The organism is Leisingera sp. SS27, assembly GCF_028368855.1.
Classification (GTDB): domain Bacteria; phylum Pseudomonadota; class Alphaproteobacteria; order Rhodobacterales; family Rhodobacteraceae; genus Leisingera.
Map to the genome: position 1 here is coordinate 1 of NZ_JAQNCY010000022.1, position 20,553 is coordinate 20,553.

The following is a 20,553-nucleotide window of genomic DNA, read 5'->3' on the forward strand; positions in this document are numbered from 1 at the left end:
AGCTGGCCTCCAATGTGCTGATTTCCGGCGATCTGGAAAGCGCGCGGCTCTTGAGCCTGGAGAAGACCGAACTGAAGCGGATGGAGCACGACAGCCGCAAGCGGCACCTGAAGCGGCTGCAGGGCGGCGCGCGGGAAAGCTTTGACACCTCCGACATCCACCTGGAAACCCTGCGCGCCCTGCGCGAGTTCAACAGCCACATCGCCGCCGTCGCCACCCCGGTGCTCTACCGCAGCGGACAGCTCCTGGAGACAAGGCTCATCGAGGAAATGCCCGAAGACGAAGGGGGAGAAGCCCCTGCTGCGGGGCTCTTGCCAAAAGACTGATCCGGATATGACGCTTCCCGTAATTGCCACTATTTTGTCCGCAGCCCTGCTGCATGCCCTATGGAATGCCATTGTGAAGACGGCTGCCGACCGGACCACCACCCTAGGGCTGGTGGCCTTTGGCCAAGTCATTCCGGGTGCGGTAATGATTGTTGTGCTGCCACTGCCGGCGCCAGAAAGCTTTCCCTATATTCTGGCATCGACGGTCGTGCATTTCGGCTATTACTACATGCTGGGCCGTGCCTATCAGCATGGTGACCTCAGCGTCGTCTACCCGATTGCCCGCGGCATTGTGCCGGCGTTGGTTGCAGTTTGGGCGATGGCATTTGCCGGTGAAGTGCTGCCGCTGCAGGCCTGGGCCGGAATTGCAGTGATTGCCTGCGGCATTCAGCTCAGCAGCTGGAAGGCACTGCGGTCCGGTGTCGGACGAGCGGCATTTGGATTTGCAGCAGGCACCGGATTTTGCATCTCGATCTATTCCGTTGTCGACGGCATGGGGGTGCGTCTTTCAGATCATACCCTGAGCTACTGGGCCTGGGGGGCTTTTCTGCATATTTTCATTGCCGGGTTTGTTGGTGTCCGCAGACGGCAGACGCTGAGACTTCTGCCACGAAAGACCTGGGTACTGGGAATTGCCGGCGGGCTGGTGTCGATGATTGCATACGGGCTGGTGCTCTATGCCAAAAATTTTGCCCAGCTCGGAGCTGTTTCTGCGCTTCGCGAGACCTCGGTTATCTTTGCCGCCATGATTGGCTTTGTCTTTCTGAAGGAAGGCTACTGGATGCGGAGGCTGGGATCTGCAGTTCTGATGGCGGCTGGTGTCGGCCTGATCGGCACGGCTGTATAAGCTGGCAGTAGAACGGGTTTCGGGTTGCCGCCGTCAGGCCCTGGCCCGGGGTTCGGGCTGCAATGTGATCTTTTCGGCAATGGCAGACAGCGTGTGCAAAAGCACCGCCTTCTTTACGGGTTTGGCCAGGAAGTGATCCATACCGGCATCCAGGCAGGCCTGCTCGTCGCTGGCAAAGGCATTGGCGGTCAGGGCCACGATGACCGGCTGGGGACCGGGTAGGCTGCGGATCTCCCGGGTGGCGCAGAGACCATCGAGAACCGGCATCGACATGTCCATCAGGATGATATCCGGCCGCATTTCAATGCACATATCCACTGCGGCGCGTCCATTTGTTGCTTCGGAGAGTTCCACCGGCTGGTCGCGCAGATACTTGCGGATCAGGAGCCTGTTTGTCTGATTGTCCTCCGCCAGAAGCACCCTGCAAGGCGCAAGCTGCGGGGGGCTGCCCGAGGCGAGCGGGGCAACTTTGTTCACTGCTTCGCGTGCCGGTTCCAACTGTAGTTCAAGCCGGAAACAGGTCCCTTCGCCCAGTTCTGAGATGACCGAAATGCCGCCGCCCATCCGCTTTGCCAGCATGCTGGAGATAGTTAGACCCAGTCCAGTTCCGCCGAATGCCTTGGTCGTCGCGGCATCGGCTTGAGTGAAGCGGTCGAAGATATGGCGTACCTGATCCTCGGAGATCCCGATCCCGCTGTCCTCGACTTCAGCAACGAGGTGGTAAGGGTCGCCAGGCGCATGTGACACCCGAACCGATATTCTGCCTTCCGCTGTGAATTTCACCGCATTGCCAATCAGGTTGACCAGGATTTGGCGCAAACGTCCGTCGTCGCCGTGCATCCGCTCTGGCAGCCCGTCCGCATAGCTGATGTCCAAAGGCAAGCCCTTTTCCTGCGCTTTCGGGCGGAACAGATTGGCGGCACTGCTGACACAATCGCGCAGATTGAAGTCTTCACCTGTGATAGAGAGCTTGCCCGCTTCCAGCCGCGACAGGTCGAGGATGTCGTTGATGATCTTCAGCAGGGCCTGGGCTGAGCTGCGGATGGTCTCCACGTTTTGCAGCTCGTCAGGCGGCAGTTCCGCCTCTGCCAGAAGGTCGGCCATACCAATGATGCCATTCATCGGGGTGCGGATCTCATGGCTCATGTTGGCAAGAAACTCTGATTTGGCCCGGTCGGCTTGTTCCGCTGCCAGTTTGGCTTCGGCCAGTTCCCGTTCCCGCTGCTTGCTGTGGGTAATGTCCCGTTCGATGCCGATGATCAGATCGACAGACCCATCCTCGCATTTGACCGGCACAATGTTGGTATCGAACCAGACTTCGTCCCCTGATTTCGTATAATTGAGAACCTCGTTGTGATAGCGTATGCCAAGGTCCTTGTGGCGGTTCATTTCCTGGATCACCCTGGCATCGGTATTCGGCCCGTCCAGAAGTTGGGACGGGGTCCTGCCAATGGCGTCAGTTGCTTGGTAACCTGTCGCCCGCGTGAAAGCGTCGTTGACCCAGAGAATCCGGCGCTCTGCATCCGTCAGAATGATGCTGTCAGAGGCGTGTTTGGCAACCAGCGACAAACGGTGCAGTTCCGCCTGCTGCTTTTGCAGTTCTGCATGCGCTTGTTCCAAGGCTTGCTTGCCCAGTTTCAACTCACTGTTGCGTTCGGACAGGGTCTGGTTGGCGCGAATCAGTTCCTCGCGCAGGCTTACGTCTTCGGAGACATTCCAGTTGACGCCGATCATCAGCTTCCGGCCGCGCGCATCGGTGAACGGACTGGCCAGCGCCCGGATGTGCTTGACCACGCCGTCTGCCAGAACAATCCGGAAATCGGAGGCAAAGCTTGTGTGGTTCTCTTCTGCGGTTTTCAGGGCTTCTTGAACTCTGCTGCGGTCGTCTGGATGCAATGTTTCAACCCAAGCCTTTCCGCTTGGCGGACCCAGTTCCTCAGGCACGCCGTACAATTCGTGCATCCTGCTGTCCCAGCTCACTCTCTGGGTCACGGCGTCGTATTCCCAGATGCCAACCCGTGAGGTTTTCACCGCAATCTCCAACCGCCTCGATACCGCCTCTAGCTCCGCTTCCCGGTGGCGCAGCTTGCCAATCACAGCTTGACGGGCATCGGAAAGCCTGCCTGCAAGAAACGTAGGAAAAACGATCAAAGTGCCTGCCACCAGAAGCGCAAACCGGAGCTGCCACAGGTTTCCGGGGTTTTTCTGCCAGCCTTCCAGCGGACGGGCTGCCAGCAGCCAGGACCCGGCAGGCAGGATGATTTCCAGCAGCACCGGGTCATCCGCAAAGATGCCGTCTGCGCCAAAAAACTGCTGCCCGGCAGCACCGGTTCCGTCCCGGCCTGTCAGCGCCATCTCAAGCCCGCCGCCGTGATGCAGGCCGGTAACCGCATAAAGCGTATCTGTTTCGACTACCGCCGAGAGAATACCCCAGAATTGACGGTGTTCCCCGGTGCCGGTGAAGATCGGCAAGCGGTAAATGAATCCGGAGCCGCCCTGCACAAGATTAACCGGGCCAGCCAGAACCATTTCACCGCTGTTGCGCACCCGGTGTGCAGCAGCACGCTGTGCCTCGTTCCTGTTGTAATCCAGCCCTAGGGCCGCTTCGTTACCCTTCATCGGGTGAACCAGTGTGACAACAAGTCCAGGAGCCGCCGCAATATGGCGGATGGCTGTCTTCCCCTCCAATACCTGGGCGGCAATCCGGCTGAACCGCTCCTGGCTCATATCCGGTTCTGTCGCCAGCATTGCTGCGAGGCCGCGCAGACGCTGGTAGTCGCCGTTCAGCTGGCCCTCGAGGCGGGATTTTACTATCCCCGCCGCTTGCTGCGTGTCAGCGCGCTGGGATTGGTAGTGGATCGTGGCGTTCTGTCTTTCGGCGTAAAGTCCCGCAGCACATACGACGGCCAGCGCAAGCAGTGCAGGAAGGTAGGTCCTGTTGCCGAAGGCGCGCAGCCAGCGAGCGGTGAGATTTGACAGGGCCATTCAGCCACCTTTGCTTTTTCCGAAAACACCGTTGGCAACAGCGGCCTGAAAACTGCCATGTGTTCGGTTTTGCTCTATGTTCCTTTTAAAGTCTGAAAATCCGGTTTCCACAATACGGTTGCTTTCGGCTGCTGCGCAGTGTGGCACAAGCAGCAGCCATTGCAGAAGTCCGGACCGGCAGGATTAAAAGTCCTGCCATTTTGCCAGTGCGGCCGAACCGTCCGAATCCGGCATGGCGGCCGGAGCCACGGGGATCTCATCCCAGCCGGTTCCATGCGCCGATGGAAGCTCCGGGCGCGTGGTCTCGCGCGGGGCGGCTATTTCGAGACCAACATCGAATTGCGCCACGAGGCCAGCCAGGTTGGAGGCGTCGCCATTCAGCAATTGGCCTGCCGCAGTCATCTGTTCGACCATGGCGGCGTTTTGCTGGGTGACCTGATCGAGCTGAATAACCCCGGTGTTGATTTCGCCAATGCCGGTCGACTGTTCTGCTGCACCCGTGGCAATGTCCGAGACCAGACCGGAGATATGGGAGACTTGCGACACGATGCTGTGCAGCGCTTCGCCGGCCTTGCCGACTAGGTCCACGCCCTTTTCGACCTGTTCACCGGAATTGGAGATGAGCGTTTTAATCTCCATGGCTGCGTCTGAGGAGCGCTGCGCGAGCGCACGCACTTCGGAGGCAACGACAGCAAAGCCGCGCCCCGCTTCGCCGGCGCGCGCGGCTTCGACACCTGCGTTCAAGGCCAGCAAGTTGGTTTGGAAGGCGATGTCGTCGATCACGCCGATGATCTGCGAAATATGGCGGGAGGACTCCTCGATGCCATTCATCGCGGTGACTGCGTTCTGAACAACCTCTCCACTGGCCATTGCCTCGTCCCTGGCTTCGTTCATGGAAGCTTCGACTTTGCGTGCGCCATCCGCGGCAGCCTTGACGCTGGCGGTCATCTGATCAAGAGCAGCAGCTGTTTGTTCCAGCGTTGCCGCCTGGCTTTCGGTGCGCTGCGACAGGTCGTCGGAAGCCTGGCTGATTTCCGATGTGCCGTTGCGGATACTGGTGGTGGCCTCCACCACTTCGCGCACGGTTGCGCTCAGCGTGTTGACTGTCTGGTTGAAGTCGAGGCGCAGACCCTTGTAAGCTTCGGGGAAGGGCGTATCGATTGTGGTGGAAAAGTCGCCCTTTGCCAGATGTGTCAGGCCGGTCCGCAATTCATTCACCACGAGGTCCTGCTCGCGCTGAGCTTCCGCCCGTTCCGCCTCAGCAAGCTGGGCATTTTGCAGATCGGCTTTGAAACCTTCCAGAATGCCGGCAATGTTGCCGAATTCGTCACCGGTTCCGAGACCCGCAACAGGATGACCATAATCCTTGGCTGCAATGTGCTCAACACTGTCAGAAAGACCAGACACCTTGCGCGCGATCCCACGGGCCGCAATCCAGGACAGCAGAGCAACTGCCAGAGCAACCCCAACGGCCTGCAGCATGGAGGCATTAACAAGGCTTTTCTCCGCAGCCAAGGCCTCGGCGCTGTCGACTTCCAGCACAATTCCCCAGGTGCGGTCGTCCAGCCCGACACTGGCGGCCATCGCCTCAACCGGCTGGCCAGCGAGGCCAGGGGTTCCGGAAAAGCTGCTTTCCCCGCCGCTGAGCGCTGCGGTGATCTGCTGCAGTTCTGGCAGCTTGGTCAGAACCTGGTGGCCGCCCTCGCGTCCCGATGCGGTCAAGGCAATCCCGTCGCCGCGCACCAGATAGGCCTGCCCGGTTTCGCCGAGCAGTGCGGAATGGGAGAGGATGCCCGCGATGCCGTCCACCGGAACGCGCAGCACCAGCGCACCCATGATCGCGTCTTTCTTGTAGATGGGAGAGGAGACAAACATCGCGGCCGTCCCGCCGTCTGGTTCATATCCGGCCATTTCCGATAGGAATACACTGCCCTGCTCCATTTCGAGGGCCGTGCGGAAAGCCTGGCCCAGCCCGCTGTCCGTGTACGGTCCATCCAGGTAATTCAGCGCGAAGTCTTCGTTTTTGTGGACCGAATAGACCATGTTGCCCTGAACATCCAAAAGATAGGCATCCAGGAACCCCTGCTCTTCGAGGAACGTCACGAAGCCGGTATGGTTCATCTTGTGGCGGATGGACCATGCCGATTTGTCTTTGGCATCCAGCAGCTTGTAGCGCTCGCCTGCCGGGTTCGGGTTGCCTTCGCCATAGGCGGCGCGCAGATAGCTGCCGGGCGTGTCGCCAAGCGAGTAGAACCCGTTGGAAAAGTCGCGCAGCGCTGTTTCAACCGCCTTGCTGGCGACCAGCGTTCTGGTTTGGGAGCGCAGCCCGGCGACCCAGTTCTCCAACGCTTCCTTGCGCTCTTCCAGAAGCGTGGCATAGGCCGCCTCGCGGTTGGCCCTGAGCGCCTGACCGGCCTCCCAAGCAAAGAAGAACCCCGACGCGAGAGTCAGGAAGATTGTTGGCGCGGCAATGGAGAGCGGCAGCTTGCGGCCCAGCCGCATGTTGTTCCAGAATTTTAACAGTCGAGTCATTACGGCGTGGTTCCCATCAACAATTCAGTCTGCCGGACTGCCTGAAAGCGGTCTGAGGCGGTGCCGGCAGTGAGGTGCCAGACGTCAAAACACTCAGGGGGATTCATTTCCGGGCCGTTAAAATGCGTCTTGGTGCCCCGTAATTGGGCTATTTCGAGGCCTGGAACGGCGAAAATACAGTTCCACTTTTAGCGGACAGCCTGCAAGACAATGCGAATCACTCACCTCAGAAGGGCGAAATGAGCCGAATGACCGGGATTTGACCGGGGCCGCGTGCCCTGGCAGGCATTCCGGTTCTTCTGCTGCGGCCTTTACGGAATGTTCACAGCGTCCGCCGGATTTACGATTCATTACCGGGATGCGTGTATTGAGGGGCGCATTAGCGGCTGTTTCGCCGGAAACACTTGGCCCTTTGTGTGCTCTGGCACCCGTGGTCAGAGATTGAGATTTGACTATGCCTCTACCTGACTGGCTTTCCGGCCTCCTTGCGTCTCTGAAAGGCACTGAAGGCAACGACAAGCTCGCCGGAAGCACCGGCGACGACATCATTGAAGCGGGAGAAGGCGCTGACACTGTTGCTGGTGAAGAAGGCAGTGATGTCATTGACGGCGGCGAGGGTGATGATGTCATCTATGGCGACATGGGGGACGGGTTCGAACAGGGCGTGGACGCCAGCCCGCTTGAACTGAAGATTGGAAATATCGAGAGTATCTCGCATGACGGCTGGACCGGGTCGGCGGGCGATTATGCTGTCTTTAGAGATGTTGCGACCTTGGAGGATGGCACCTCGATCTGGGGGAAGCTGGTCCTGGTCGAGAAATCCAACTCGAATTTGTCGGTGCAATTCGGTTACACCGATGGTGCGGAGATCCTGCTGGAAGGGGATCAGGCGGGGGACCAGGCAACTTTCCGGCTGGAGTTCTTTGATCCGGCAACAGGCGAGCCGGTCTATCTGAACTCCACTGCGACGTTCAACGATATTGATGACAACAGTGGTTACGGAGACGCCGAAGCGGTCATAATAGACGGCAGCAGTTTCACCTCTTTCGGCGTTTCTTCAGATTCCAACTTAAGCACATCGACCGACGGCAATTTGGTGACGGCCACCGGGACACAGCTGAATGCTTATACGGATCAAAGCGCGTGGTTCTCCGCCGGGTTCGAGGACCGTTCCTCGATCGAGTTTACTCTTCAGACCCGCGACGGCCTGGCAGGCTTCACCTTGTCCGGAGATGTCATTGACGATCCTGTTGTCACCCCGATTGAACAAGGGGCCGACACAGTACTGGGCGGTGACGGCAATGACATTGTCTACGGCCAGGGCGGCAATGACTCGCTGCTGGGTGAACAGGGCGACGACAGCCTGGACGGCGGTGACGGCGACGACATTCTGGACGGAGGAGAGGGGGCGGATACGCTGATCGGCGGGGCCGGAGGCGACACGCTCTCCGGTGGAGATGGGAATGACTATGTCGACGGGGGTGAAGGCAATGACTTCCTCAGCACAGGACTAGGCAACGATACGCTGGTCGGCGGTGAGGGCGATGATACACTGCACAACTCTGCTGGCGACGACAGCCTGGTTGGCGGCACCGGCAACGACAGCATTGTTGCGACCGATGGCAATGACACGCTGGAAGGCGGTGACGGCAACGACACGTTGTACGGCGGCAATGATAACGATGTGATGGCAGGCGGCGCCGACGCGGACCTGATGTATGGCGAGGCCGGCAACGACAGCATGGATGGCGGCGACGGCGACGACGTCATGGATGGCGGGGCCGGGGCGGATACCCTGATCGGCGGTCTTGGCGCGGACACCATCTCTGGCGGTGATGGCGACGACTACATCGAAGGCGGTGACGGCGACGACAGCCTGACCACGGGCCTTGGCAACGATACGCTGATCGGCGGCGCTGGCAATGATACCCTCAGGAACTCGGCCGGAGACGACAGTCTCGTCGGCGGGGCCGGGGATGACAGTATCGTTGCAACCGACGGCAACGATACGTTGGAAGGCGGCGACGGTGCTGACACGATGTACGGGGGCAACGACAACGACCTGCTGGTTGGCGGCAGCGGTGCCGACGAGATGCATGGCGAAGCCGATGCCGATACCTTCGAGATGTCGGACGGGTTCGGAAATGACACCCTGACAGGCGGCGAAGCCGGTAACGACTATGACACTGTCGACATGTCGGGTGTCACCACGGGTGTTACTGTTACTTATTCCGGGGATGAGGCCGGCACCATCACCGACGGTACCGACACGATCACCTTTTCGGAGATCGAGGCGCTGAACCTTACGGATCAGGCGGATGCGGTTGATGCCTCTGCCGACAGCGCCGGCACCGTGATTGATGCGGGTGCTGGTGACGACACCGTGACTTTCGGTGCAGGTGATGACTCGATCACCAGCGGCATCGGCTATGACGAGCTGATCCTGAGCAGTGGCGGCGGCACTGATACGATCACCGATTTCAGTATCGGCGATGACGATTTTGACGGCTTCTATAACGACCAGCTGGACGTCTCAAGCCTGACGGGCGGAACCGGACCGGCCGGTGCTGTACGGGCATGGGATATCTCTGTCAGCGATGACGGGTTCGGTAATGCCCTCCTCACTTTCCCGAGCGGTGAAAAGCTGGTTCTGCAGGGGGTTGCCCCGGCGCAGATGACAACTGCGCAGCAGATGTATTCTGCCGGTATTCCCTGCTTTACGCCCGAAGTCTTGATTGCCACGCTGCGAGGCGCGGTGCCGGCCGGGCAGATCAAGGTTGGCGACTTGCTGCAGACAGCCGACAATGGCTATCAGCAGGTGATCTGGACCGGCAGCCGGACCCTGAGTTCGGCAGATCTGGCCCGGCGTCCGCATTTGAGACCTTACCTTCTGCGCCCGGGCGGACTGCTGCGTCCGGAGCGGCCGATGCTACTGTCCCCTCAGCACCGCTTGCTTACTGGCCGCAAGGCCTTTGGCGGTGATGAACAGTTTGACGAAAGCTTCCTGTCTGCCAAGCTTCTCGCGGAGCTCGACACTCGCTGCGTCCAGTTGTCCGGTGCACGCGGCCCGGTCACCTATGTGCATCTTATGACAGAGCAGCACGAAGTGATTTTTGCCGAAGGTATCGCAACAGAAACCTTCTGGCCGGGGCCTGAGGCTGTTCGCGGGTTGAGCACCGAAGGAAGGCGAGAGCTGTTTGAGCTGTTTCCTGGTCTGACTTCTGCAGTTTGCCTTTCCGGTCCAACCGGCAAGAGGCAGGTGTGCGAGACCTATGGCGGGCTGGCGCGCTATGCCATGAGGCGGCGCGATTTGCAGAATCTGCCCGTCTGTTAAGGGCTTTCAGAATATTTGGAACCCGGGATCCGTCAGTGCGTGTCTGATGGGAGTTTCCGCCGCCAGCCAGGAAATCCGGTTTGCCAACTGTGCAGAGGTTTGCATTGATTTTTGTTCGCGCTTGCCAGCCCTGCCGTATGATCGGCCAGGGTATTGAAATTCAGGCGATTTGAGCGGATATGTTGCGGAGTATTTAAATTGGATTTTCGGAATTGAGCCTGGCTTGCCGCAGGGGTGCATTGGTGCCTTGATTTGGGGGCGGGCAGTGCGCCAAAGGCGCCGGTATTCTGATCCGCACCATTTGCCTGTTCCGGGCAGCAGATTTTGGAGTTTTTTATTGGATCATTCAGTCAGCAAGTCCCTGTTTCCAAACTCATTTGATCAGCAGCCATCTGAAAAGTTGCAGGACTTGGAAATTGCAGTGCAGCGGGCGCATGAAGGGCTTGTCCGCTGGCAGGTCGATCAATTTGAACAGTTGGGCGGCATGACGCTCTCAGGGGCGGAGGTCACCTTGCTGCTTCTGATCGCAGAAGGCGGCCGCGCTATCTCGATCAAGGAAATGGCCCGGATCACCAATCGCGTGGACATTCCCAATATTCAGTATTCTTTGCGCAAACTAGCCTCAGCCGGGCTGACACATAAGCAGGGCGCAGGCCGGTCCGGTGTATCCTACAGTCTCACAGAGAAGGGCAGCCAGACTGCGGCCGAAATGCGGTCTGCTCGCGAAAACCTCGTGGAACGGGCGCTTTCGGAGCGTCCAGGTATGGCGGTGCAGCTGCAGAGCGCCCTGACGGTTCTGGAAGAGCTCACCGGGCTTTACGGAGCCGCTGAGGGTTCCGCTGGCTCCGCGGGCCAGGGCTGAGCGGCCAACTGCTCCATTGTGCCAGACAGCGTGACAGGCGTAAGGTTCTGTTATGATCGAACTCAAGGACCTGACGCTACTGACAGCGCTGGCGCGGCACAAGCATTTCGCCAAGGCAGCCGCAGATTGCTGCATGTCGCAGCCTGCTTTTTCCATGCGGATCAGAAACCTGGAAGAGCGGCTGGGCCTGTCCATCGTGCGCCGGGCCAATCGGTTCCAGGGCCTCACCGAAGAAGGCATGATGATCGTGCGCCGGGCGCGCTCTATCCTGGATGATGCCAAGGCGCTGGAGCAGGAGATCGCTGCAACCCGCGGCGAAGTGAGCGGCACGCTGGTGCTGGGTGTGGTGCCGACTGCCACCGCCTGGGCAGCGCAGCTGGTGGATCAGGTGCATCAGGCCTATCCGCGGATCCTGGCACAGGTGGAAGTCACCGCCTCGCTGGCTATCCAGCAGCGGCTTTATGATGGAACCATTGATGCCGGAATTACCTATACAGACAGCATGGGCCGTGAACTGGTGACGGTGCAGCCGCTCTATGAGGAAAGCTATGTGCTGCTGGCGCCGGAAGGTATGGTGGAAGGACGTGGCGATACGATCAGCTGGGCGGAAGCAGCGGACCTGCCGTTGAGCCTGCTGGATCAGCAAATGCAGAACCGGCGGATTCTGGACCGGATCTTTGCCGATCTCGGGTTGAAGCCCGAGATCGTTTCCGAATCCAACGGTTTCATGGCCTCGATGGTGCTGGCTCGGGAGGGATCGGCTGCGACAATCCTGCCGAGAGCGCTGATGCAGGCGCTGGGCAACCTTGGCGGCACCCGGGTTCTGGGGCTGACGGAACCGGAGCAGGCACGCCCGATTTGCATCGCGACTCTGGACCGGACCCCTGAACTCACAACTGTGCGCGCTTTGAAAGAGGTGGTTGCGACGTTTGTAGACGATAGGATGCCGCAAATGGCGTCATAAGAATTCCTGATCGTACCTTTGATTTTCTAGATTTGACGATATTCATTCTTGATGGCATTGGCTGAATGAAAGACGTGCTGACTGGAGGATCCCATGGCACCATTGGATGATAGCAAGGGCGTATGGAAGTCCGGCAAAGGCAAGGGCCGCAAAACGCCCAAAGGCCGCCAGGTTGACGACATCGCTCTGAGCGAGGTTCAGGACCTGCTGGGGGACCGCCCGCGCAACCGTGACCTCTTGATTGAGTTCCTGCACCTGATTCAGGACAAATACGGCTGCCTCAGCGCCGCGCATATCCGCGCGCTGGCCGAAGAGATGCGCACCGGCCAAGCGGAGATCTATGAGGTTGCCACCTTCTACGCTCATTTCGATGTAGTGAAGGAAGGCGAGACACCGCCGCCCGCGCTGACTATCCGTGTCTGCGATTCGCTGTCCTGCGAACTGGCTGGTGCGCAAGCCTTGCAAAAAGCGCTGGAAGACGGTCTGGATGCCTCTCAGGTCCGCGTGCTGCGCGCGCCCTGCATGGGCCGCTGCGACACCGCGCCGGTGCTGGAAATCGGCCACAACCACATCGACCACGCGACAGTGGAGAAAGTGGAAGCGGCGATTGAGGCGGATGACACCCATGCACACGTGCCTGAGTATGAGACCTTTGCGGCCTATGAGGCCGAAGGCGGCTATGCCACGCTGAAGGACCTGCGCGCGAATGGCGACTGGGAAGCGGTTCAGGCGAAAGTTAAAGAGGCCGGCCTGCGCGGCCTGGGCGGCGCAGGCTTCCCGTCTGGCACCAAATGGGGCTTTGTCCGTGCGAATGAAGGCCGGCGCTATCTGGCCGTGAACGGTGACGAGGGTGAACCCGGCACATTCAAGGACCGTTACTATCTGGAGCGCACCCCGCATGTCTTCCTCGAGGGCATGCTGATTGCTGCCTGGGCTGTAGAAGCGGAAAAAGCCTTCATCTACATGCGCGACGAATACCCGGCGGTGCTGGAGATCCTCGCAACCGAGATCAAGGCGCTGGAGAGCGCTGGCATCGTCGAACCTGGCTACATCGACCTGCGCCGCGGGGCAGGGGCCTATATCTGCGGTGAAGAAAGCGCGATGATCGAGTCGATCGAAGGCAAGCGCGGCGAGCCGCGCCACCGCCCGCCGTTTGTGGCGCAGGTAGGTGTCTTCGGGCGCCCGACACTGGTTCACAATGTCGAGACCCTTTACTGGGTTTGCAAAATCAACCGCGAAGGCCCGGAGTGTCTGAATTCGGTTGAAAAGAACGGCCGCAAGGGCCTGCGCAGCTACTCGGTGTCCGGCCGTGTGAAGAACCCAGGTGTGCATCTTCTGCCCGCGGGTTCCACCATCACCGACATCATCGAAGCCTGCGGCGGTATGCTGGACGGCCACGCCTTCAAGGCCTACCAGCCGGGCGGCCCCTCCTCGGGCCTGCTGCCAGCATCGATGAATGACGTTCCGCTCGACTTCGACACGCTGCAGCCGCATGGCACCTTCATCGGTTCCGCTGCCGTGGTGGTCCTGTCCGATCAGGACTCCGCCCGCGATGCGGCGCTGAACATGCTGCGCTTCTTCGAAGACGAAAGCTGCGGCCAGTGCACCCCCTGCCGGGTGGGCTGCGAGAAAGCCGTCAAGCTGATGAGCGAGAAGAAGTGGGATCAGGGCCTTCTTGAAGAGCTGAGCACCGCAATGGTCGATGCGTCGATCTGCGGCCTGGGCCAGGCTGCGCCGAACCCGATCCGCCTGACCATGAAACATTTTCCGGATGAGGTCTGAGCCATGAGCGATAAAGTCACATTCACACTCGATGGCGAACAGGTCACGGCGGACAAAGGCCTGACCATCTGGGAAGTAGCCAACGGCCGCGGGCTGAAGATCCCGCACCTGTGCCACAAGCCGCAGCCGGGCTACCGTCCGGACGGCAACTGCCGGGCCTGCATGGTGGAGATCGAAGGCGAGCGCACGCTGGCCGCCTCCTGTATCCGCGAACCCGCTGAGGGCATGGTTGTCACCACCAACAACGCGCGTGCTGAAAACGCCCGCAAGATGGTGATGGAACTGCTGGTGGCCGACCAGCCTAAGAGGGAAGAGGCGCACGACAAATCCTCCCACATGTGGGACATGGCAGAGCTGAACGGCGTGACGGAATCCCGCTTCCCCAAGCTGGAAGAGGGCCGCATCCCGCTGCTGGATGACAGCCACGTCGCCATGAAGGTGAACCTGGACGCCTGTATCTCCTGCGGTCTGTGCGTGCGCGCCTGCCGCGAAGTGCAGGTGAACGACGTGATCGGCATGGCCGGCCGCGGCCACGACGCCTATCCGACCTTCGACATCGCCGATCCGATGGGTCAGTCCACTTGTGTGGCTTGCGGTGAATGTGTGCAGGCCTGCCCGACCGGCGCGCTGATGCCCGCCACCGTGCTGGACGAAAACCAGGTTGGCGACAGCAAGGACTACGATTCTGAAACCGAAAGCGTCTGCCCGTTCTGCGGCGTCGGCTGCAAAGTCTCGCTCAAGGTGAAGGACGGCAAGGTCAAACATGTTGAGGGTATCAACGGCCCTGCCAACGAAGGCCGCCTGTGCGTCAAGGGCCGCTTCGGCTTTGACTACATCCACCACCCGCACCGCCTGACCAAGCCGCTGATTCGCCGCGACGACGCGCCTGCAAAAGGCCTGAACGTCGATCCGGGCAACCTGTCGACCCACTTCCGTGAAGCATCCTGGGAAGAGGCGATGGATCTGGCCGCCAAGGGCCTGATCAAGTTGCGCGATGAAGATCCGAAGTCGGTTGCGGGCTTCGGCTCGGCGAAATGCACCAACGAAGAGGCCTATCTCTTCCAGAAGTTCATCCGCCAGGGTTTCAAACACAACAACGTCGACCATTGCACCCGTCTGTGCCACGCCTCCTCGGTTGCGGCGCTGATCGAAAACGTGGGTTCCGGTGCTGTGACCGCGACATTCAACGAGATCGAAAACGCTGATGTGGCGATCGTCATCGGCTCCAACCCGATTGAGAACCACCCGGTGGCGGCGACCTACTTCAAGCAGTTCACCAAGCGCGGCGGCAAGCTGATCGTGATGGACCCGCGCGGCGTTGGCCTGCGCCGGTTCGCGACCGAGATGGTGCAGTTCCGCCCCGGCGCGGACGTGTCGATGCTGAACGCGATCATGAGCGTGATCGTCGAGGAAGGCCTGTACGATCAGGAATACATCGACAAATACACCGAGAACTGGGAAGCGGAAAAACAGCATCTGGCGCAGTTCACGCCTGAAAAGATGTCGGAAATCTGCGGCGTCTCCCCTGAGCAGCTGCGCAGTGTTGCGCGCATCTTTGCGGGCGGCAAGGCAGGCCTGATTTTCTGGGGCATGGGCGTCTCCCAGCACATTCACGGCACCGACAACTCGCGCTGCCTGATCTCGCTGGCGCTGATGACCGGCAACGTGGGCAAGCCGGGCGCAGGCCTCCACCCGCTGCGCGGCCAGAACAATGTGCAGGGCGCGTCGGACGCGGGCCTCATCCCGATGTTCCTGCCGGATTACCAGACCGTGACCTCGGATGAGGTCCGCAAGAGCTTCACGGATGTCTGGGGCGGCGGCGACTTCTCAAACGAGAAGGGCCTTACCGTGACCGAGATCGTGGACCAAGCCTATGCCGGCAACATCAAGGGCATGTATATCCAGGGTGAAAACCCGGCGATGTCCGACCCGGATGCCGACCACGCGCGAGATGCCTTTGCGAAGCTGGAGCTGATGATCGTTCAGGACATCTTCCTGACCGAGACGGCGAACTACGCCGACATCATCCTGCCGGCCTCGGCGCTCTATGAGAAGAACGGCACCGTGTCGAACACCAACCGTCAGGTGCAGCGTGTGCGTCCTGCCGTGGCGCCTCCGGGTGAGGCGCGCGAGGACTGGCAGGTCACTGTCGAGCTGGCGCAGCGCATCGGCCTGCCCTGGGACTACAAGGACGTCAGCGAAGTCTTTGCTGAGATGAAGCTGAACATGAAATCCCTGAACAACATCACCTGGGAGCGTCTGGAGACCGAGACCATCACCTACCCGTCGCTGCACGAGACCGATCCCGGTCAGGCGATTGTGTTCGGTGACGGCTTCCCGCGCCCCGAGGGCCGGGCCCGCTTTACCCCTGCGTCCGTGATCCCGCCGGATGAGGCACCGGATGCGGACTACCCGATGATCATGACCACCGGCCGGCAGCTGGAGCACTGGCACACCGGGTCGATGACCCGCCGGTCCAAGGTTCTGGATGCGGTGGAGCCGGAGGCGAACTGCTCGCTCAACCCGCGCACGCTCAAGCTGATGGGGATCGAGCCGGGCGAAATGATCCGCCTGTCGACGCGGCGCGGTTCGATCGAGATCATGGCACGGGCCGACCGGGCCATTGCCGAGGACATGGTGTTTGTGCCCTTTGCATATGTGGAAGCAGCAGCCAACATTCTGACGAACCCGGCGCTGGACCCCTACGGCAAGATCCCCGAGTTCAAATTCTCGGCGGTGAAGGTCGAAAAAATCGAAGGGCAGATCGCAGCCGAGTAATCCTGCAGATCTGACCGGGGAAACCGGGCGGGCGCGGAACCAGAGGTTCCGCGCCCGTTTTTTGTGGAGACGCCGGGCTCGCGCCCGTCGCGGCAGCGCCGTGCGGGTTCGGGGTGCGCAGACGCAAATGTTGCCGAGGTGTTTCGCTTCGGGCCTTGCCCGAAGCGACCCGCGCCGCGCCTTTCAGGCGCGGCGCCCGGCCCAACTGGCGGGCAGGCATCTGTGATGCCTGCCTGGCAGGCGGGAGCGTTGCTTTCAGATGCGATGCAGAGTCCTGCCTCTATCGGTGCCGGGCCAGGAACCGGTCAAGTTCCCGCTGTTCGGGGCTGGTGCCGGTGAAAACTTTGATCCAGCCAGGCATCAGCGAAATCCGGTATTCCGTGCTTTCGTGCACCTGCATCGAGAAATAGCCGATCTGGGTGTAGATCATGGCCCGCGCCCGGATCAGCGCGTCCGCCTGCGGATAGCCAAAGCGGATGAACATATCTGTCATGGCTTGCTCGCGCCGGGAGTCAGCCAGGTCCAGCCGTTCCTGCAGACTGCTGTCGTTGCGCGCCCAGTTGCGGATCGCCAGATCCAGCCGTGCATCAAACAGCTCCGGGTCGATCCAGCAGTCGAACAGGTTGAAAATCGCCTCGGCAATGCTCTCGGCATAGGCCTCGCTGCGGGCCACCAGATTGCCAGTATTCCTCTCCTCCCAGCGCCGCACCATCGCTTCCAGCAACTCTTCGCGGTCCTTGAAGTGCCAGTAGAAACTGGTGCGCGACACGCCCAGCCGTTTGGCCAGCGGCATCACCTTCACCGCTTCCACTCCGCTATCGGTCAGCACCTCATAGGCGGCCGCCAGCCAATCCTCTTCGCTCAGCCGCGGGCGGGCAATGTCCTGTGTGTCCATGTGCCAGCCATAGCAGCGGGGCAAGGCAGGCGCAACTTTTCTTGACAGGTGTGGTTGTTTTATCGACATATGTGTCAAGAGCGGTGTGAGACTCGCCGCCAAGCCAAAACATCGTGTCAGGAGACGCTCATGTCCAAGGATCCGCTGCTGCAGCCCTACCAGCTGAAGCATCTGACGCTTCGCAACCGGATCATGACCACTAGCCATGAGCCTGCCTATCCGGAAGATGGCATGCCAAAGGAGCGCTATGCTGCCTATCACGCGGAGCGGGCCAAGGCGGGTGTGGCGCTGACCATGACAGCCGGGTCCGCTGCGGTCAGCCGCGACAGCCCGCCGGTGTTCAACAATATCCTGGCCTACAAGGATGAGGTGGTCCCTTGGATCCGCAACCTGACCGACCGGGTGCATGAGCACGGCGCGGCAGTCATGATCCAGCTGACCCACCTGGGCCGCCGCACCGGCTGGAACAAGGGGGACTGGCTGCCGTCCGTCAGTTCCTCGCGCCACCGCGAGCCCGCGCACCGGTCTTTCCCGAAACTGGCCGAGGACTGGGATATCACCCGCATTATTTCCGATTTTGCTGACGCGGCAGAGCGGATGAAGGAGGGCGGTATGGACGGGATCGAACTGCAGGTCTATGGCCATTTGCTGGATCAGTTCTGGTCGCCGCTGACCAATGATCTGGACGGGCCTTACGGCGGCCAGACGCTGGATAGCCGGATGAAGTTTCCGATGGATGTGCTGCAGGCGGTGCGGCAGCGGGTCGGCAGCGATTTCATCGTTGGCCTGCGCTACACGGCGGATGAGGCGGAAGAGGGCGGGATCAGCCCTGAGGAAGGGATCGAAATCTCCAAGCGTCTGGCGGACAGCGGCATGGTGGATTTCCTCAACGTGATCCGAGGCCGCATTCACACCGATCCGGCAATGACGGACGTGATTCCGGTGCAAGGAATGAAGTCGGCGCCGCATCTGGATTTTGCCGGAGAGGTGAAGAAGGCAACTGGAATGCCAACATTTCATGCCGCCCGCATCCCCGACGTGGCCACTGCACGCCATGCGGTGGCAAGCGGGTTGCTGGACATGGTTGGCATGACCCGCGCCCATATGGCAGACCCTCATATCGTCAAAAAGATCATGGAAGGGCGGGAGGGCGACATCCGCCCCTGCGTCGGTGCCACCTATTGCCTGGACCGGATCTATCAGGCGGGGGAAGCGCTGTGCATCCACAATGCGGCCACCGGCCGTGAACTCACGATGCCGCATCAGATCACTCCGGCCGAGACTCGCAAGAAAGTGGTGATCGTCGGTGCGGGTCCAGGCGGGCTGGAAGCCGCGCGGGTGGCGGCTGAGCGCGGCCATGAGGTGACTGTGTTTGAGGCGGCCGCGGAGCCTGGCGGCCAGGTCCGGCTGACCGCGCAAAACCCGCGCCGGGCAGAGATGATCGGCATTGTCGACTGGCGCATGGCGCAATGCGCGGCCCGGGACGTGGCGTTCCGGTTCAATACCTGGGCAGAGGCTGAGGATGTTCAGGCGCTGGACCCGGATGCGGTGATTGTGGCAACTGGCGGAATGCCGTGCTTGATGCTGCATGAAGCCGGCCGTGATCTTCCCCACGCTGTATCCAGCTGGGACATCATTTCCGGTGATGTGAAGCCGGCGGGGCATGTGCTGGTCTATGATGAAAACGGCGATCACCCGGGCCTGATGGCTGCTGAAGCGGCGGCCAATGCAGGCTCGAAAGTTGAAGTGATGACACCGGACCGGACATTCGCGCCTGAAATAATGGGAATGAACCTGGTGCCTTACATGCGGGCGCTGCAGGACAAGGATGTGACCTTTACGGTTGCCCGTCGTCTGCTGGGGCTTGCCCGCAGCGGTAACAGGCTGACGGCGTCAATTGGTACGGACTACAGCACCCATTCATATCAGGTGGAATATGATCAGGTGATCCTGAACTATGGCACACTGCCGCTAGATGATCTCTACTTCGCGCTGAAAGAAGCGTCGGTCAACCTTGGTGAGGTGGACCAGAACGCCTTGATCAATGGGGTGCCTCAAATGATCCGTTCCAATCCTGCGGGCCGGTTCCAGCTGTTCCGCATCGGCGATGCTGTTTCTTCCCGCAATACCCATGCGGCGATTTATGATGCTCTCAGGCTGATGAAGGAAATTTGATATGCGTCTTGGCTTTTTGGGATGCGGGACCATTGCCTCTGCCGTGGTGCGCGGCTTGGCGGGGAAGGGCCACCAGATAACAGTTTCTGAACGCAGCACCAGCCGTTCGGCGGCGCTGGCAAAGGCGTTCGGGGACGTGACAGTGGCCTGCAATCAGAGCCTGGTGGATGCCAGTGAGGTGATTTTCCTCGGGCTTATGGCGGAAACCGCAGAGGCAGTTCTGAATGGACTGGTCTTTCGGGATGGCCAGCAAGTGGTCTCCTTCATGGCGGGTGCAGATCTGGATCAGGTTGCGGATTGGGTCGTTCCGGCCCGGGCGGCAGCAGTCATGATGCCCTTCCCTGGCATTGCGCAAGGCGGATCACCAATCATGGCCCTTGGGGATACGGAGTTGCTTGGCCAGATCTTTGAGCCGGACAATCGGGTCTTTGCGCTGTGGGACGGCGCGGAGCTAAAGGCCTATCTGGCGGCTCAGGCGGTGCTCTCGCCAGCAGCACGCCTGGTGGGGGATGCTGCGGATTGGCTTGGACAGCGGGTTTCGGACCCCGCTCAGGGAGAGGCCTTCTTGCGGATGCTGATATCCGCCAGCCTGCAGGCGTCCGGCTGCGGGGAGCTGATAGAAGCACTGAATACGCCGGGCGGGTTTAACCAGCGGCTGCGATTGCACATGGAGGCAGCAGGGATGCGCGAAAGCCTGACCGAGGGTTTGAGCAAACTTGAGGGCTGAGTGCTCTCCAGTTGTCTGTCTGGGTCACTGATCTCGTTTTCGTTTATCGGGCTTCCCCGGAGTGGCGGCACGGGCAAGGACCCTGCTTCCTGCTTCCTGCTTTCGGGTTTCTTTGATTTTGTGTGTAAGTTTGGTTGAGTCTGTGGGTAAGTTTGTTTTTGGGTGGGTTGACCTGTTTGGGGTGTTTGCGGTTGCGGCGAGTTGGTCAGGGGTGCTGACGTTGTGTCCATGTAAGCTATTGATATTGTTTGATTTGTGATTTTTCTTTTCGGAAAGTTTGGTTTTTTGCGTTTTTTGGGTTGCGGGTGTTCGGGGGTATCCGTAAAAGCCCCCTCACCGGCGGCGC

Annotated in this window: 11 protein-coding genes and 1 pseudogene; 9 read left to right on the forward strand and 3 right to left on the reverse strand. The window is 60.4% G+C overall.

Going from position 1 to position 20,553, the window contains the following annotated elements; all coding sequences use genetic code 11:
* Together N6L27_RS23010 and N6L27_RS23015 are read left to right on the forward strand one after the other, a co-directional pair.
* Nucleotides 1-326: pseudogene (locus N6L27_RS23010) on the forward strand (Na/Pi cotransporter family protein); the annotation flags it as partial.
* Between the two features lie 7 nt (nt 327-333).
* Nucleotides 334-1,173 carry a DMT family transporter gene (locus N6L27_RS23015; RefSeq protein WP_271909751.1) on the forward strand — a complete coding sequence of 280 codons (840 nt, stop codon included), beginning with the start codon at nt 334-336 and terminating at the stop codon, nt 1,171-1,173.
* A 33-nt stretch (nt 1,174-1,206) separates the two neighbouring features.
* On the opposite strand, the gene N6L27_RS23020 is transcribed toward N6L27_RS23015, so the two are convergent.
* Together N6L27_RS23020 and N6L27_RS23025 are read right to left on the reverse strand one after the other, a co-directional pair.
* Nucleotides 1,207-4,158: an ATP-binding protein gene (locus tag N6L27_RS23020; protein WP_271909752.1), complete on the reverse strand. Its 2,952-nt coding sequence runs from the start codon at nt 4,156-4,158 to the stop codon at nt 1,207-1,209.
* A gap of 183 nt (nt 4,159-4,341) precedes the next feature.
* Complete coding sequence (locus tag N6L27_RS23025; protein ID WP_271909753.1) at nt 4,342-6,690, reverse strand: methyl-accepting chemotaxis protein; 2,349 nt, start codon at nt 6,688-6,690, stop codon at nt 4,342-4,344.
* Nucleotides 6,691-7,144: 454 nt separating this feature from the next.
* On the opposite strand from N6L27_RS23025, the gene N6L27_RS23030 reads away from it, so the two are divergent.
* The 5 genes from N6L27_RS23030 to fdhF all read left to right on the forward strand — a co-directional run bounded on the left by N6L27_RS23030 (nt 7,145) and on the right by fdhF (nt 16,410).
* A complete protein-coding gene (locus tag N6L27_RS23030; RefSeq protein WP_271909754.1) occupies nt 7,145-10,024 on the forward strand; it encodes a Hint domain-containing protein in 2,880 nt (959 codons plus the stop codon).
* 400 nt (nt 10,025-10,424) lie between these two features.
* Nucleotides 10,425-10,886, forward strand: coding sequence for a winged helix DNA-binding protein (locus N6L27_RS23035; RefSeq protein WP_271909755.1), 462 nt, complete (start codon nt 10,425-10,427; stop codon nt 10,884-10,886).
* A gap of 52 nt (nt 10,887-10,938) precedes the next feature.
* Nucleotides 10,939-11,850 carry a LysR family transcriptional regulator gene (locus N6L27_RS23040; RefSeq protein ID WP_271909756.1) on the forward strand — a complete coding sequence of 304 codons (912 nt, stop codon included), beginning with the start codon at nt 10,939-10,941 and terminating at the stop codon, nt 11,848-11,850.
* Between the two features lie 93 nt (nt 11,851-11,943).
* Entirely contained in the window at nt 11,944-13,632 is a 1,689-nt protein-coding gene (locus N6L27_RS23045) for an NAD(P)H-dependent oxidoreductase subunit E (protein ID WP_271909757.1), read from the forward strand.
* 3 nt (nt 13,633-13,635) lie between these two features.
* On the forward strand, nt 13,636-16,410 hold the full coding sequence (gene fdhF / locus N6L27_RS23050) for a formate dehydrogenase subunit alpha (protein ID WP_271909758.1): 2,775 nt from the start codon (nt 13,636-13,638) through the stop codon (nt 16,408-16,410).
* A 280-nt stretch (nt 16,411-16,690) separates the two neighbouring features.
* Here fdhF and N6L27_RS23055 read toward each other — a convergent pair whose 3' ends face one another.
* Complete coding sequence (locus N6L27_RS23055) at nt 16,691-17,305, reverse strand: TetR/AcrR family transcriptional regulator (protein ID WP_271909759.1); 615 nt, start codon at nt 17,303-17,305, stop codon at nt 16,691-16,693.
* A gap of 129 nt (nt 17,306-17,434) precedes the next feature.
* Between N6L27_RS23055 and N6L27_RS23060 the strand changes: the two genes are divergently transcribed.
* Nucleotides 17,435-19,480, forward strand: coding sequence for an NADH:flavin oxidoreductase (locus N6L27_RS23060; RefSeq protein WP_271909760.1), 2,046 nt, complete (start codon nt 17,435-17,437; stop codon nt 19,478-19,480).
* A gap of 1 nt (nt 19,481) precedes the next feature.
* On the forward strand, nt 19,482-20,207 hold the full coding sequence (locus N6L27_RS23065) for an NAD(P)-binding domain-containing protein (RefSeq protein ID WP_271909763.1): 726 nt from the start codon (nt 19,482-19,484) through the stop codon (nt 20,205-20,207).
* The last annotated feature ends 346 nt before the right edge of the window (nt 20,208-20,553 follow it).